The organism is Kitasatospora sp. NE20-6 (genome assembly GCF_045862635.1).
This window is the reverse complement of record NZ_BPRL01000005.1, coordinates 248,527-260,935: the sequence shown is the minus strand read 5'-3', so window position 1 is coordinate 260,935 and position 12,409 is coordinate 248,527. Positions and strand designations below refer to the sequence as shown.

The following is a 12,409-nucleotide window of genomic DNA, read 5'->3' as shown; positions in this document are numbered from 1 at the left end:
CCGGTCAGTGCCCCGCCTGCTCCACGGGCCGGCCGGGTGACCAGGAGAGTTTCACGGTGAGATGGGCGTCGGCCGTGGTGCGGGCGATGAGCGCGCCCGCCTCGGCGGAGAGTTTGACGCCGAACTCGATCTCCACGGCGTCGGGCCGGAGGCTGCCGTCGCGGAGGACGGCGAGCGCCGCCTCGGCGGCGCTGCGGACCCCGGCCAGCGCGTGCTCGAACGTCCCGGACGCGCGGACGACGGCGTCGCCGCCCCGCCCGACCGGTTGCATGCCGTACGCCGCCGGTGCCTGGGCCGTGCTCTCGACCCGGACCACCGCGCCGTCGGCCGTCAGGAACTCCACGTACTCCGACATGGGCACTCCCCACCGTGTCAAGCCGTACTGTCAGCCGAATTCCCTGGCGATCGTCGCACAGCGCGGGCTCCTGCGCAGCGGTTCCGACGGGGTTGGCACCGGGAATCCTGAAGGAACATGACAATATGTCAGGCGGTGCGGCCTCCCGGCCCCGGCCGGAATCCGACGGTCCGCCCGGCCCGCGTCACGGGTGCCCCGCGCGTGGCGGCCGCCCGGCGCGCACGGGCCGCGCAGCCGGCCGGAACCGGCGCCCCGGGCCCCGGGCAGGCCGCCCGCGTAAGGGGTGTTAGCGTCGGCGGGGCCGCGCGGGAGCACCGCGCGCCGCCCCCTCCCCCGCCGCGAAGGACGACCTCCCCATGGCCAAGTTCCTGCTGAGCCTGCACGTGCTGGCCTCGGTGCTGTGCATCGGCCCGGTCGCGGTCGCCGTCAGCATGTTCCCGCGGCGCGCGGCGGCCGCCCTCGCGGGCGGCGACGACCTGCCCGCGGCGGGCGCCTCGGTGCGGATGCTGCACCGCATCACCCAGGTCTACGCGCTGGCCGGGATCGCCGTGCCGCTGCTGGGCGTCGGCGTCGCGCAGGCGATGGGCGTGCTCGGGCAGTCCTGGCTGATCGCCTCGATCGTGCTGACCGCCCTGTCGGCCGCGGCCCTGCTGCTCTTCGTGGTGCCCGCGCAGCAGTCCGTGATCGACACCCTGGACGCCGAGGCGGGCACGCCCGCCCCGCACTCCCGCGGCGACGACCGCGAGCGCGCCACGCGCGGCCTGAGGCTGCTGCCGATGACGGCGGGCGTCTTCAACCTGCTGTGGGCGGTGGTCGTGGTGCTGATGGTCATCCGGCCGGGGTCGACGACGGGGGCCTGACCTCCACCCGCCCCGTCCCGCGGATCTCCAGGCCCTCCAGCAGCTCCCGGGTCGCCGCGGCCACCGCGGCCACCGCCCGGTCGAACGCCTCCTGGTTGTGGGCCGCGGGCGCACGGAAGCCCGACACCTTGCGGACGTACTGCAGGGCCGCGGCGTGGACGTCGTCGGTGGTGACCTCCGGCATCTCCGGCGGCCTGAGGGTCTTGATCGATCGGCACATGCCTCCAGTCTGCCCCGCCGCGGGCGCCGTACGGCGTCCTCCGCGGATTCGGGCCGGGTCAGCCGGACGGGCCCATCAGGCGCCGCGTGAGCGGTGTCCGGGCGAGCGCCACCGCCCCGGCCGCCACCAGCGCGACGCCCAGCAGGGCGGGCACCAGCCACACCCCGCCGCGCAGCCGCTCCTCGTAGAGCAGCACCCCGAGCGCCAGGCTGACCGCGGCGTCCCCCAGGGTCAGGGCGGGCTGCGAGGCCACCAGCGGGCCGGACTGCAGCGCGTTCTCCAGCAGGTAGAGCGAGCCCACCCCGGCCGCCGCGAAGGCGTACGTCTGCCAGGCGGTGAGGAAGGCGCCCACGCCGTGCCCGTCGAGCAGGTGGGTCGACGACTTGATCAGGGCCGCCGTCAGCGCGTTGCCGATCGCCGCGGCCGCGGCGAGGCAGCAGGCGCGCACCCCGCCCGGCGGACGGCGCAGGGCCACGGCGCAGAGCACGGCGATCGCCGCACCGCAGCCCGCCAGGGCGGGGATCCACCGCTCCATCGGCACGTGCATCGTGCCGGCCGACGGCGAGGACGCGCCGAGGGCCAGGCCCAGCCCGGCGACCAGGCAGCCCACCGCCGCCCAGCTGCGGGCCGGCAGGTTGCGGCGCGCCGCCGCGGAGGCGATGAGCAGCGCGAACGGCAGCTCCAGCACGAACACGGGCTGCACCACCGAGAGCGCGCCCCGCGCGAGGGCCACCGCCTGCAGCAGTGCCGCCGCCGTCACCGCGACGATGCCCGCGACCCAGACCGGCCGCCGCGCCAGATCGAGCAGCAGCCGGAGGCGGAAGCCGTCGGAGCCGGGCACCGTCGCGGCGGCACGGTGCTGCAGCACGGTGGCCAGCGCGTTGCTGAGCGCACCGCACAGGGCCAGCAGGACGGGAAGCACGGAGGTCGACCATCCCTTCGCCGGGGGCGGCCAGTCTCGCCCGCCCGCGGTGCCGGGCCGCCGCACCGCGCCGCGGTCAGGCCGCCGGCAGCCCGAACAGCCGCGCGGCGTTGCCCCGGCAGACCGCCCGCAGCCACGCGGGGCCGAGCCCGAGCCCGGCGAGGGCGTGCAGGGCGGTGGCGTACGGGTACGGGATGTTGGGGTAGTCGGTGCCGAGGAGGATGCGGTCCTGCAGGTCGAGCAGCCGGGGCCGCAGCCCGGGCGGGAAGGGTGCGCGTTCCTCGGTGAAGGCGGTGAACGCCATCGTGGTGTCCAGGTGGACGGACGGGTGGCGCCCGGCGAGGTCGAGGAACTCGCCGTACTCCGGCAGGCCCATGTGGGCCACCACCAGGTGCAGTCGGGGATGGCGGGCGAGCACCCCGCCGATCGGGCCGGGGCCGGTGTGCTTGCCGGGCACCGGGCCGGAGCCGCAGTGCGTCACGACGGGCGTGCCGCTCTCCGCGAGCAGCCCCCAGACGTCGTCCAGCAGGGGGTCGCCCGGGTCGTACGCGCCGACCTGCAGGTGCGCCTTGAAGACCCGGGCACCGCGGCCGAGCGCCTCGCCGACGTACGCGGCGGCGCCGGGCTCGGGGAAGAAGGTCGCGGTGTGCAGGCAGCCGGGGGTGCGGGCGGCGAAGCCGGCGGCCCAGGCGTTGAGCCAGGCGGCCATGCCGGGCTTGTGCGGGTAGAGCATGGCGGTGAACGCCTCGACGCCGAACTCCCGCAGTGTGGCGACGCGTTGCTCCTCGGCATGCCGGTAGGTGATCGGCCAGGGCCGTCCGGTGAGCGGGCCGGCCGCGTCGAAGTAGGCCCACACCTTGGCGAGTACGCGCTCCGGCATGAAGTGGGTGTGCACGTCGATCAGCCCCGGCAGCCCCAGCTCCTGCCAGAAGGAGCGGACTTCGGCGGCCTCGGCGGGGCTCACCGCCGCACGGCCCGGTCGAGCACCGCCGCCGTGTCGACCCCGGCGGGCAGGGTGCCGAACGCCCCGCCGTGGTCACCGCCGAGCCGGGAGGCGCAGAACGCGTCGGCCACCGCCGGGTCGCCGTACCGCACGAGCAGCGAGCCCTGCAGGGCCAGGGCCATCTGCTCGACCAGCCGGCGGGTGCGGTACTCCAGGTCGGTGAGGTCGCCGAGCTGCTTGCGCAGGGCGGCGGTCGCGGCGTCGAGACGGCGGTCGGCACCGGCCGCGGCGTCGAGTTCGGCGAGGAGCGCGGCGACCGTCGCCGGGTGACGGGCCATGGCGCGCAGCGCGTCCAGGGCGGCGACGTTGCCCGAGCCCTCCCAGATGGAGACCAGCGGCGCCTCCCGGTAGAGCCGGGGCATGCCGGACTCCTCGACGTAGCCGTTGCCGCCGAGGCACTCCATGGCCTCGGCGGCGTGCGCCGGACCCCGCTTGCACACCCAGTACTTGGAGACGGCGAGGGCCAGGCGGCGCAGCAGCGCCTCCTGTTCGTCGCCGGCCAGGGCCCGGTCGGTCGCCTCGGCGAGGCGCATCGCGACGGTGGTGGCGGCCTCCGACTCGACGACGAGGTCGGCGAGCACGTTGCGCATCAGCGGCTGGTCGACCAGCGCCGCGCCGAACGCCCGGCGGTGGGTGGCGTGGTGGAGCGCCCGGACCGTGCCGTACCGCATGGCGGAGGCCGCGCCGAGGGTGCAGTCGAGGCGGGTCATGTTGACCATCTCGATGATGGTCGGCACGCCGCGGCCCTCCTCGCCGACCAGCAGGCCGACGGCGCCGTCGTACTCGATCTCGGCGGAGGCGTTGGACTTGTTGCCGAGCTTGTCCTTGAGCCGCTGGAGCAGGAGGCGGTTGCGGGTGCCGTCCGGCAGCACCCGGGGCAGCAGGAAGCAGCTGAGGCCGCCGGGGGCCTGCGCGAGGGTGAGGAAGACGTCCGACATCGGGGCGGAGGTGAACCACTTGTGGCCGGTGAGGCGGTAGGTGCCGTCCGGCTGCGGCACGGCGGCGGTGGTGTTGGCGCGGACGTCCGAGCCGCCCTGCTTCTCCGTCATCGACATGCCGGCGATCAGGCCGCGCTTGGTGCCCGGGGCGCGCAGCCCGAAGTCGTACTCCCGTGCGGCGAGCAGGGGTTCGTACTCCGCGGCGAGGGCGGGCGTGGCCCGCAGGGCGGGTACGGAGGCGTACGTCATGGAGACCGGGCAGGTGTGGCCGGCCTCGACCTGGCCCCAGACGTAGAACTTCGCGGCGCGGGCGGTGTGCGCGCCGGGCTGGCCGTCCTGCCAGGGGGCGGCGTGCAGGCCGTGGCGGACGGCGGTGCCCATCAGCTCGTGCCAGGCCGGGTGGAACTCGACCTCGTCGATGCGGTGGCCGTACCGGTCGTGGGTGCGCAGCACCGGCGGGTGCTCGTTGGCGAGCCGGCCCCAGGTGTCGGCCTGCTCCGAGCCGGCCAGGCGGCCGAGTTCGTGCAGCTCGTCCTCGGCCCAGCCGGCCCCGGCCCGGTGCAGGGCGGCGAGCAGGCCCGGGTCGGCGGCGACGTCGTGGCCGTACGGGTCGGGGACCTGGTTGGTGACCTCATGCGTCGACGGCATGCCGGGCTCCTCGGGCGGTGGGTGAGGGGTGGGTGGGCGCACCGACGGCGCGCAGGGCGAAGGCGGTGAGGGCCGGGATGAGGTCGTCCGGCTGCTCGCCCGCGGCGAGCGGTCCGACGAGGGCCTCGCCGATCGCGCCGACGAGCGCGGCGGCGGCCAGCTGGGGGTCCTGCGGCGGGAGGCTGCCGCCGGCGACGGCGTCGGCGATCTGCGCGGCGATGACGTCGCGGAACGCCCGCCGGAAGACGAGGCGTTCGGCGTCGACGTCGGGGTCGGCGGGCTCGGCGAGCAGCGCGTAGGCGAGGCGCGGCGCCTTGAGGGCGCGGGCGGCGAAGGTCTCGACGACGGCGGCGATCCGCCGGGTGGGTCCGGTCTCCCGGGCGACGGCCTCGGTGACGGCGGCGACCTCGCGGCCGACGACGGACCGGAACAGCTGCACGGAGAGGTCGGCCTTGCCGGAGAAGTGGCGGTACATGGAGCCGGTGGCGATCCCGGCGCGTTCCGCGACCGCGGCCATCGAGCAGCCCGCGTAGCCGCGTTCGGCGAGCAGCGTCACCGCCGCCTGGAGCACGGCGGCACGCTGGGCGTCGAGCCGGGCCTGGACGGCGGGGGTGCGTCGGTATGCCATACGAAGAATTGAACCACCGGTTCACTTCTTGGGGAAGGGTGCGGCCCGCGGCCCCGGCCGGGCGGCCGGGCTCAGTCGCGCCAGTGGGCGCGGCCGACGGCGATGAGGCGCAGCTGGGTGCGCGCCATGGCGGCGATGCGGGGTTCGCCGTCGGGCGAGGCCTCCAGGAGCGCCGCCGCGGTGGCCACCAGGTGTTCGACGTAGAGGCGGGAGAGCATCCGGAGGTCGTCCGGCGACCAGCCGTCGGAGGCGGGCTGCGCGGCGAGGCCGGCGGCCACCTCGGCGGTGAAGCGGTCGAGTTCGGCGGCGATCGCCTCCCGCACCGCCCGCACCCCGCCGTGGCGTTCGCGGGAGAGGAAGCGGACGTGCGCGCGGTGGGCGCGGACGTGGTCGGCGATCACGTCGACCGTGCGGTCGATGCGCGCCTCGGCGCCGCCCTGCTGGGCGAGGACGGAGCGGACGAGGCCGTGCAGGCTGGCGAGCGACTCCTCGACGAGGACGACGGCGAGTTCGGAGAGGTCGGCGAAGTGCCGGTAGAAGCCGGCCGGGGAGAGCCCGGCCTCACGGGTCACCTCCCGGACGCCCAGGCCGCTGAGGTTCTGGTGCTCCAGCAGCCCGAGGGCGGCGTCGAGGAGGGCGCGGCGGCTCTGCTGCTTCTGGGCCTGGCGGATCCCGGGCGTGTGACTCACATCATTCAGTAAACAACTGTTTGCCGACTTTTGCGAGCGCCCGGCGGCGCTACGATGGGGAAGTCGGCGAACAGTTGTACACCGAAATCGGCGGCCGCTCGGCTCCGGTCGGCCGCCGGAAGGGAAGACCGCCATGAGCCTCCTGATCATCGTCGTCGCGATGGGCCTGCTCGCCGGGGCCGCCATCCACGCGACGCTCCCCGTGTTCCTCGCCGCGGCCACCGCCATCGGCCTGTGGCTGCTGGCCTTCGGCGCCCGCGAACGGCTCGCCCGCGCCCGGCACCGCTGACCGCCTGCTCGCGGACCCGGCACCACGCCCCCGACACCGGCACCACGACCTCCCACGGAGTGCGCCATGCAGCAGTACGCCGAACCCCGCGCCACCACCACCACCGCCACCACCGCCGCCACCACCGACGGCGACCAGATGGCCGTCGGCTCCTTCCTCCTCGGCCTGCCGGGGCTGCTGATCTTCAACCTGGTGCTCGGCCCCGTCGCGATCGTCCTGGGCACGCTCGCCCTGGTGCGCGGCACGGCCCGCCGGGGCCGCGCGCTGCTCGGCATCGCACTCGGCGTCGCCGACCTCGCCGTGCTCGCGGCCGTGACGGTGGCCGGGCACGGCACGGTCTGGCAGCTCGGCGCCTGACCCGCGATCCCGCGGGCCGGGCGCCGGGCCGCCGCCGGGACCGGCCGGCCGTCAGCCGGTCGGCGCCGTCCACTTCTGGTTGGCGGCCCCGGTGCACGTCCAGATCTGCGCCCGGGCCCCGTTGGCCGAGCTGTTGCCGGTCACGTCCAGGCACTTGCCCGCCTGCGGGTTGACGACGTCGTGCGTCGACGCGTCGTACGTCCACTGCTGGGCGCCGGTGCCGTTGCAGTCGTAGAGCTGCGCCTTGGCGCCGTCCGCGGTCGAACCCGCTGCCACGTCCAGGCACTTGCCGAGTGCGCGGACCGTACCGTCGGTTCCGGGGGTCCACGTCTGGGCGGCGCTGCCGTTGCAGTCGTACAGCTGCACGGCGGTGCCGTTTGCGCTGCTGCCCGAAGCCACGTCGAGGCACTTGCCGGCGAGGCCGGTGATCCGCCCGCTCGCGCCGCCGCCGCTCTGCGTGCTGCTCCAGGTGAAGGTGGCGGAGGTCTTCGCGGGCAGGCTGTAGGTGAAGTTCTGCCCGCCCCGCACCACGCGGACGCTCTGGGTGCTGCCGCTGTCGTTGTACGCGACGAGCGCCTCGGAGCCGTCCGGGTTCTGCCAGGCGACGTTCGGCACCGTCGAGTTGGCGGTGGAGGCGATGCGGTACGCGCCGGGCTTCACGAACTTCGTGAGGTGGCCCATCGTGTAGTACTCGACGGTGTAGTCGACCTGCCCGCTGCGGGAGTCGCCGTTGTGCACCGTGACCAGGCCGGTGCAGGTGCCGCAACCGCCGTAGTGCGGGCCCATGTCCTGGTCCACCGCGAGGCTCCACTTGGTGACCGACTTCCCCCAGTTGCGGGTGTAGTCGATGATGTTGCGCATGTCCTCGCGCTGCTGGTCGGCGATCCAGGTGCCGCCGGAGTGCTCGGTGTCGAAGGCGTCCAGCGCCGGGTACTGGTTGTGCACCGCGGTCTGCTGGGCGACGTCGCCGCCGTAGCCGTGCCAGGCCAGGCCCCCGAAGTTGGGGTGGTTGCGCACCGCGGCGTCGTCGACCGTCGGGGCCGCGTAGCCCGCGTACTGGTCCCAGTTCCAGTCCAGCGCCAGCACCTTGGTGGAGAGGCCCGCCCCGGCGAGGGCGGGCAGCAGGTTGTTCTTGGTGAAGTAGGCCAGCCCGGAGCCGTTCCAGCTCATCGACGGGTAACCGGCGCAGCACGTCGGCTCGTTCTGCACGGTCACGTAGTTCACCGGCACGCCCTGCGCCTGGTACGCCTGGAGGTACTTCACGAAGTACTGGGCGTACGCGCCGTAGTACTCGGCTTTCAGCCAGCCGCCGTTCAGGCTGCCGCTGTCCTTCATCCAGGCGGGCGCCGTCCAGGGCGAGGCCATGGTGGTGAGGGCCGGGTTGAGCTGCCGGGCCTGCTTGGTGAGCGGCAGGACGTCCGCCAGGTCGTGGGCGATACCGAAGCCGCCGAGGGCCGGGTCGGTGGCGCCCGTGGGCTGGTCGTCGTAGGTGTAGCCGTACCGGGCGAGGTCGGAGGCGCCCATCGGGTTGCGCAGGAACGACAGGCCGATGCCGTCGGTGGGCGAGAAGAGCTTGCGCAGCGTCGCGTCGCGGGTGGCCGCACCGAGCGCCCCGCTGCTGTTGAGCAGCCAGGCGGCGGTGTCGGTGAAGGAGGCGCCGCCGCCGGTGAACTGCTGGTAGCGGGTCGACCCGTCCACCGTGATCAGCTGGCCGCCGGAGCCCTGGCCCGCGCCGAAGGCGACGGCGGCCTGCTGGGCGAGGCCGCGGGTGACGTGCCGGCCGCCGGCGTCGTCGGTGGTGGTGAGCCAGACGTCGACCCGTTCGCCGGCGGCGTGCGCCCCGGGGGCGGCGGTGAGCAGGCCGGTCACGGCGAGGGCTCCGGAGAGCAGGCCGGCGGCCGTGCGGCGCATGCGGGCGGTACGGGCAGGTGGGGGCCAGGCCATGGGGGATCCGCCTTCGGTGGGGGGATGTGCGGAGTGTGCAGCGGCCGGCCCGCAGCGCTGAGATTCAACTCCTGAACATGACAGGGCGTCAAGACTCTGGTCTCTACCATTCGAAGGCGGATCACAGCTCGGGAGAGCGCTTGCTCGCCGATCTGCCTTCAAGAGTTGATCACCGATCGGTTAGGAAGGTTTCCATTCCTCTTGACGTGAGCACCTCCGGACTAGTTGACTCCCCACTCCCGTCGCCCCACCGACCGGAGGACCCCCATGCACCGTCGCCCGCGCCGCCGGCTGCGCACGGCCGCCGTCCTGCTCGCCCTCGCCGCCGCCCTCGCCGCCGCCGTCCCCGCCACCGCGGGCGTCCAGGCGCCCGCCCAGGCCGCACCGGCCGCCTTCACCCACCCCGGCGTGCTCGACAGCCGCGCCCAACTCGACTTCGTCCGCGGCAGGGTGCAGGCCGGGGCGCAGCCCTGGAAGGCCGCCTACGACCAGATGCACGCCAGCCGGTACGCCTCACTGACCCGCACCCCCAAAGCCCGCGCGGTCGTCGAGTGCGGCTCCTACTCCAACCCCAACTACGGCTGCACGGACGAACGCGAGGACGCCATCGCCGCGTACACCCTCGCCCTGGAGTGGTCCGTCACCCGTGACAGCCGCTACGCCGCGAAGGCGATCGAGATCATGGACGCCTGGTCGGCCACCCTCACCGACCACACCAACAGCAACGCCCCGCTGCAGAGCGCCTGGTCGGCCTCCACCTGGCCGCGGGCCGCCGAGATCATCCGGTACACGTACGGCGGCTGGCCCGCCGACCGGATCGACCGCTTCGGCCGGATGCTGCGCACCGTCTACCTGCCCGAGGTCGTCAACGGCTCGCAGAGCAACGGCAACTGGGAACTCTCGATGACCGAGGCCACGATCGGCATCGGCGTCTTCCTCGACGACCGGACCGTCTACGACAAGGCCGTGGCGACGTTCCGCGGCCGGGTGCCCGCCTACATCTACCTCACCACCGACGGCCCGCTGCCGAGGACCGCCCCCGGCAGCGGCCTCGACACCCGCGACGAGATCGTGGCGTACTGGCAGGGCCAGACCACCTTCGTCGACGGCCTCACCCAGGAGACCTGCCGCGACCTCACCCACACCGGCTACGGCCTCGCCGCCATCGCCCACGTCGCCGAGACCAGCCGTATCCAGGGCCAGGACCTCTACCCGGAGATCGCCGACCGGCTGCGCCACGCCCTGGGCCTGCACGCCAAGTACGAACTCGGCACGGCCGTGCCGTCCTCCCTGTGCAAGGGCAGCCTGGCCCAGCACCTCGGCCCGGTGACCGAGACCGGCTTCAACGCCCTGCACAACCGGCTCGGTCACGGCATGGACAACACCCAGAAGCTGACCGAGCAGCGCCGGCCGGCCGGCACCGACAACCTCTTCACCGCCTGGGAGACCCTCACCCACGCGTCCAACCCGGCCTGACCGCAGGGCGGGTGACGGCGCACGGCGGAAGTCCGGAACGGAGGCCGCCCGGAACGGCGACCGCCCGGGGGTGCGAACCCTCCGGGCAGCCGCCGTTCGCCGACGCGGTCCTGCCGTGCGGTCCTGCCGTGCGGTCCTGCCGTGCGGTCCTGCCGAGGTCAGACCACGAGGGTGCGGATCGAGGTCGGCGCGTGGCCGGGCTCGGTGGCGAGGTCCTCGAACTCGACGACCTTGTCGATGTCCGCGCCGGCCATGGCGATGTTGGTGACCCGCTCCAGGATCGCCTCGACGACGACCGGCACGCGGTGTTCGGCGGCGAGCTTCTTCGCCTCCTCGAAGGCGGGCAGCAGTTGGTCCGGTTCGGTGACCCTGATGGCCCGGCAGCCCAGCCCCTCGGCGACCTTGACGTGGTCGACGCCGTAGACGCCGAGCTCCGGCGAGTGCTGGTTCTCGAACTCCAGCGTGACCTGGAAGTCGATGTCGAAGGTGCGCTGCGCCTGCCGGATCAGGCCCAGGTAGGCGTTGTTGACCAGCACGTGGACGTACGGGATGCGGTGCTGGGCGCCGACCGCGAGCTCCTCGATCATGAACTGGAAGTCGTAGTCGCCGGAGAGCGCGACGACCGGGGTCTCCGGGTCGGCGGTGGCGGCGCCGAGCGCGGCCGGGATCGTCCAGCCGAGCGGCCCGGCCTGGCCGCAGTTGATCCAGTGCCGCGGCTTGTAGACGTGCAGCATCTGCGCACCGGCGATCTGCGAGAGGCCGATGGTGGTGACGTAGCGGGTCTCGGGGCCGAAGGCCTTGTTCATCTCCTCGTAGACGCGCTGCGGCTTCATCGGCACGTCGTCGAAGTGGGTGCGGCGCAGCAGGGTGGCCTTGCGCTCCTGTGCGGAGCCGGCCCAGGCGGTGCGGTCGCGCAGCGTGCCGGCGGCCTTCAACTCCCTTGCGGCGTCGACGAAGAGCTGCAGGGCGGCCCTGGCGTCGGAGGCGATGCCGTAGTCAGGGGCGAAGATCCGGCCGATCTGGGTGGGCTCGATGTCGACGTGCACGAAGGTGCGGCCGGCGGTGTAGACGTCGAGGCTGCCGGTGTGCCGGTTGGCCCACCGGTTGCCGATGCCGAGCACGAAGTCGGACTCCAGGAACGTCGCGTTGCCGTAGCGGTGCGAGGTCTGCAGGCCCACCATGCCGGCGTTGAGCGGGTGGTCGTCGGGGATGACGCCCCAGCCCATCAGCGTGGGGATCACCGGCACGCCGGTGAGTTCGGCGAACTCGACGAGCAGGTCGGCGGCGTCGGCGTTGAGGATGCCGCCGCCCGCGACGATCAGCGGCCGCCCGGAGCCCTGCAGCAGGGCGATCGCCTTGTCGATCTGCGCCCTCGTGGCCGACGGCCTGTAGACCGGCAGCGGCTCGTACGTCTCCGGGTCGAAGTCGATCTCGGTGAGCTGGACGTCGATCGGCAGGTCGACCAGCACCGGGCCCGGCCGGCCGGAGCGCATCAGGTGGAAGGCCTGCTGCAGGACGCCGGGCACCTGGCCGGCCTCCAGCACGGTGGTCGCCGCCTTGGTGACGGGCCGGGCGATCGACGCGATGTCGACGGCCTGGAAGTCCTCCTTGTGGAGGCGGGCGACGGGCGCCTGGCCGGTGATGCAGAGGATCGGGACCGAGTCGGCGATCGCCGAGTACAGGCCGGTGATCATGTCGGTGCCGGCCGGACCGGACGTCCCGATGCAGACCCCGATGTTGCTGGGCCTGGCCCGGGTGTAGCCCTCGGCCATGTGGGACGCGCCCTCGACGTGGCGGGCGAGCGTGTGGTGCACGCCGCCGGCGGCCTTGAGAGCGGCGTAGAACGGGTTGATCGCCGCACCGGGCACACCGAACGCATTGGTCACGCCCTCGCGCTTGAGGATCTCCACGGCCGCGCGGGCGGCTGTCATACGAGGCATCGGCTTACTCCTGCCCGGGCGGAAAATTCCACCATACGGAAAAATACTTCTGGAATGCGAAATCAACGTAAGCCGGGGCCTGCGAGGCCGTCAAGGGGCGTTTCAACAGAACGTTGCAGGACCGGGCGCAGCGGCGGCCC

The 12,409-nt window shown here is 73.7% G+C and carries 13 protein-coding genes; 4 read left to right on the top strand and 9 right to left on the bottom strand.

Translation table 11 applies throughout. The features are described 5' to 3' along the window. Nucleotides 1-4: 4 nt before the first annotated feature. Nucleotides 5-355 carry a CU044_2847 family protein gene (locus tag SNE206_RS06730; RefSeq protein ID WP_407912422.1) on the bottom strand — a complete coding sequence of 117 codons (351 nt, stop codon included), beginning with the start codon at nucleotides 353-355 and terminating at the stop codon, nucleotides 5-7. A gap of 356 nt (nucleotides 356-711) precedes the next feature. Between SNE206_RS06730 and SNE206_RS06725 the strand changes: the two genes are divergently transcribed. Beyond that, nucleotides 712-1,215 carry a DUF2269 family protein gene (locus SNE206_RS06725; protein WP_407912421.1) on the top strand — a complete coding sequence of 168 codons (504 nt, stop codon included), beginning with the start codon at nucleotides 712-714 and terminating at the stop codon, nucleotides 1,213-1,215. Here the strand turns inward: SNE206_RS06725 and SNE206_RS06720 are convergent. The 6 genes from SNE206_RS06720 to SNE206_RS06695 all read right to left on the bottom strand — a co-directional run bounded on the left by SNE206_RS06720 (nucleotide 1,184) and on the right by SNE206_RS06695 (nucleotide 6,263). Beyond that, entirely contained in the window at nucleotides 1,184-1,435 is a 252-nt protein-coding gene (locus tag SNE206_RS06720) for a DUF2277 domain-containing protein (protein WP_407912420.1), read from the bottom strand. The genes SNE206_RS06725 and SNE206_RS06720 overlap by 32 nt on opposite strands. Nucleotides 1,436-1,493: 58 nt before the next feature. Beyond that, nucleotides 1,494-2,357 carry a DMT family transporter gene (locus SNE206_RS06715; protein ID WP_407912419.1) on the bottom strand — a complete coding sequence of 288 codons (864 nt, stop codon included), beginning with the start codon at nucleotides 2,355-2,357 and terminating at the stop codon, nucleotides 1,494-1,496. A 76-nt stretch (nucleotides 2,358-2,433) separates the two neighbouring features. Next, the gene (locus tag SNE206_RS06710; RefSeq protein ID WP_407912418.1) at nucleotides 2,434-3,321 is read right to left on the bottom strand and encodes an amidohydrolase family protein; all 888 of its coding nucleotides are present in this window, start codon (nucleotides 3,319-3,321) and stop codon (nucleotides 2,434-2,436) included. After that, nucleotides 3,318-4,946, bottom strand: coding sequence for an acyl-CoA dehydrogenase family protein (locus tag SNE206_RS06705; protein WP_407912417.1), 1,629 nt, complete (start codon nucleotides 4,944-4,946; stop codon nucleotides 3,318-3,320). Before SNE206_RS06705 ends, SNE206_RS06710 begins: the two co-directional genes overlap by 4 nt. Then, complete coding sequence (locus SNE206_RS06700; protein WP_407912416.1) at nucleotides 4,930-5,574, bottom strand: TetR/AcrR family transcriptional regulator; 645 nt, start codon at nucleotides 5,572-5,574, stop codon at nucleotides 4,930-4,932. Before SNE206_RS06700 ends, SNE206_RS06705 begins: the two co-directional genes overlap by 17 nt. Nucleotides 5,575-5,645: 71 nt before the next feature. Then, nucleotides 5,646-6,263, bottom strand: coding sequence for a TetR family transcriptional regulator (locus tag SNE206_RS06695; RefSeq protein ID WP_407912415.1), 618 nt, complete (start codon nucleotides 6,261-6,263; stop codon nucleotides 5,646-5,648). A 133-nt stretch (nucleotides 6,264-6,396) separates the two neighbouring features. Here SNE206_RS06695 and SNE206_RS06690 point away from each other — a divergent pair, with 133 nt between their 5' ends. Both SNE206_RS06690 and SNE206_RS06685 read left to right on the top strand, forming a co-directional pair. Then, entirely contained in the window at nucleotides 6,397-6,552 is a 156-nt protein-coding gene (locus SNE206_RS06690) for a hypothetical protein (protein ID WP_407912414.1), read from the top strand. Nucleotides 6,553-6,618: 66 nt separating this feature from the next. Further along, nucleotides 6,619-6,909, top strand: a complete 291-nt coding sequence (locus SNE206_RS06685; protein ID WP_407912413.1) for a hypothetical protein — start codon at nucleotides 6,619-6,621, stop codon at nucleotides 6,907-6,909. A gap of 51 nt (nucleotides 6,910-6,960) precedes the next feature. Here the strand turns inward: SNE206_RS06685 and SNE206_RS06680 are convergent, their stop codons facing one another. Further along, entirely contained in the window at nucleotides 6,961-8,853 is a 1,893-nt protein-coding gene (locus SNE206_RS06680) for a ricin-type beta-trefoil lectin domain protein (RefSeq protein ID WP_407912412.1), read from the bottom strand. Between the two features lie 267 nt (nucleotides 8,854-9,120). On the opposite strand from SNE206_RS06680, the gene SNE206_RS06675 reads away from it, so the two are divergent. Continuing rightward, on the top strand, nucleotides 9,121-10,329 hold the full coding sequence (locus tag SNE206_RS06675) for an alginate lyase family protein (RefSeq protein WP_407912411.1): 1,209 nt from the start codon (nucleotides 9,121-9,123) through the stop codon (nucleotides 10,327-10,329). 158 nt (nucleotides 10,330-10,487) lie between these two features. Here the strand turns inward: SNE206_RS06675 and gcl are convergent, their stop codons facing one another. Next, nucleotides 10,488-12,269: a glyoxylate carboligase gene (gene gcl, locus SNE206_RS06670; protein ID WP_407912410.1), complete on the bottom strand. Its 1,782-nt coding sequence runs from the start codon at nucleotides 12,267-12,269 to the stop codon at nucleotides 10,488-10,490. Nucleotides 12,270-12,409: the final 140 nt, after the last annotated feature.

What these genes read in the sequence shown, in the direction of transcription:
- SNE206_RS06700 (WP_407912416.1), bottom strand. Translation starts at nt 5,574, where the DNA reads ATGGCATACCGACGCACCCCCGCCGTCCAGGCCCGGCTCGACGCCCAG.
- gcl (WP_407912410.1), bottom strand. Translation starts at nt 12,269, where the DNA reads ATGCCTCGTATGACAGCCGCCCGCGCGGCCGTGGAGATCCTCAAGCGC.
- SNE206_RS06730 (WP_407912422.1), bottom strand. Translation starts at nt 355, where the DNA reads ATGTCGGAGTACGTGGAGTTCCTGACGGCCGACGGCGCGGTGGTCCGG.
- SNE206_RS06675 (WP_407912411.1), top strand. Translation starts at nt 9,121, where the DNA reads ATGCACCGTCGCCCGCGCCGCCGGCTGCGCACGGCCGCCGTCCTGCTC.
- SNE206_RS06705 (WP_407912417.1), bottom strand. Translation starts at nt 4,946, where the DNA reads ATGCCGTCGACGCATGAGGTCACCAACCAGGTCCCCGACCCGTACGGC.
- SNE206_RS06725 (WP_407912421.1), top strand. Translation starts at nt 712, where the DNA reads ATGGCCAAGTTCCTGCTGAGCCTGCACGTGCTGGCCTCGGTGCTGTGC.
- SNE206_RS06680 (WP_407912412.1), bottom strand. Translation starts at nt 8,853, where the DNA reads ATGGCCTGGCCCCCACCTGCCCGTACCGCCCGCATGCGCCGCACGGCC.
- SNE206_RS06685 (WP_407912413.1), top strand. Translation starts at nt 6,619, where the DNA reads ATGCAGCAGTACGCCGAACCCCGCGCCACCACCACCACCGCCACCACC.
- SNE206_RS06690 (WP_407912414.1), top strand. Translation starts at nt 6,397, where the DNA reads ATGAGCCTCCTGATCATCGTCGTCGCGATGGGCCTGCTCGCCGGGGCC.
- SNE206_RS06720 (WP_407912420.1), bottom strand. Translation starts at nt 1,435, where the DNA reads ATGTGCCGATCGATCAAGACCCTCAGGCCGCCGGAGATGCCGGAGGTC.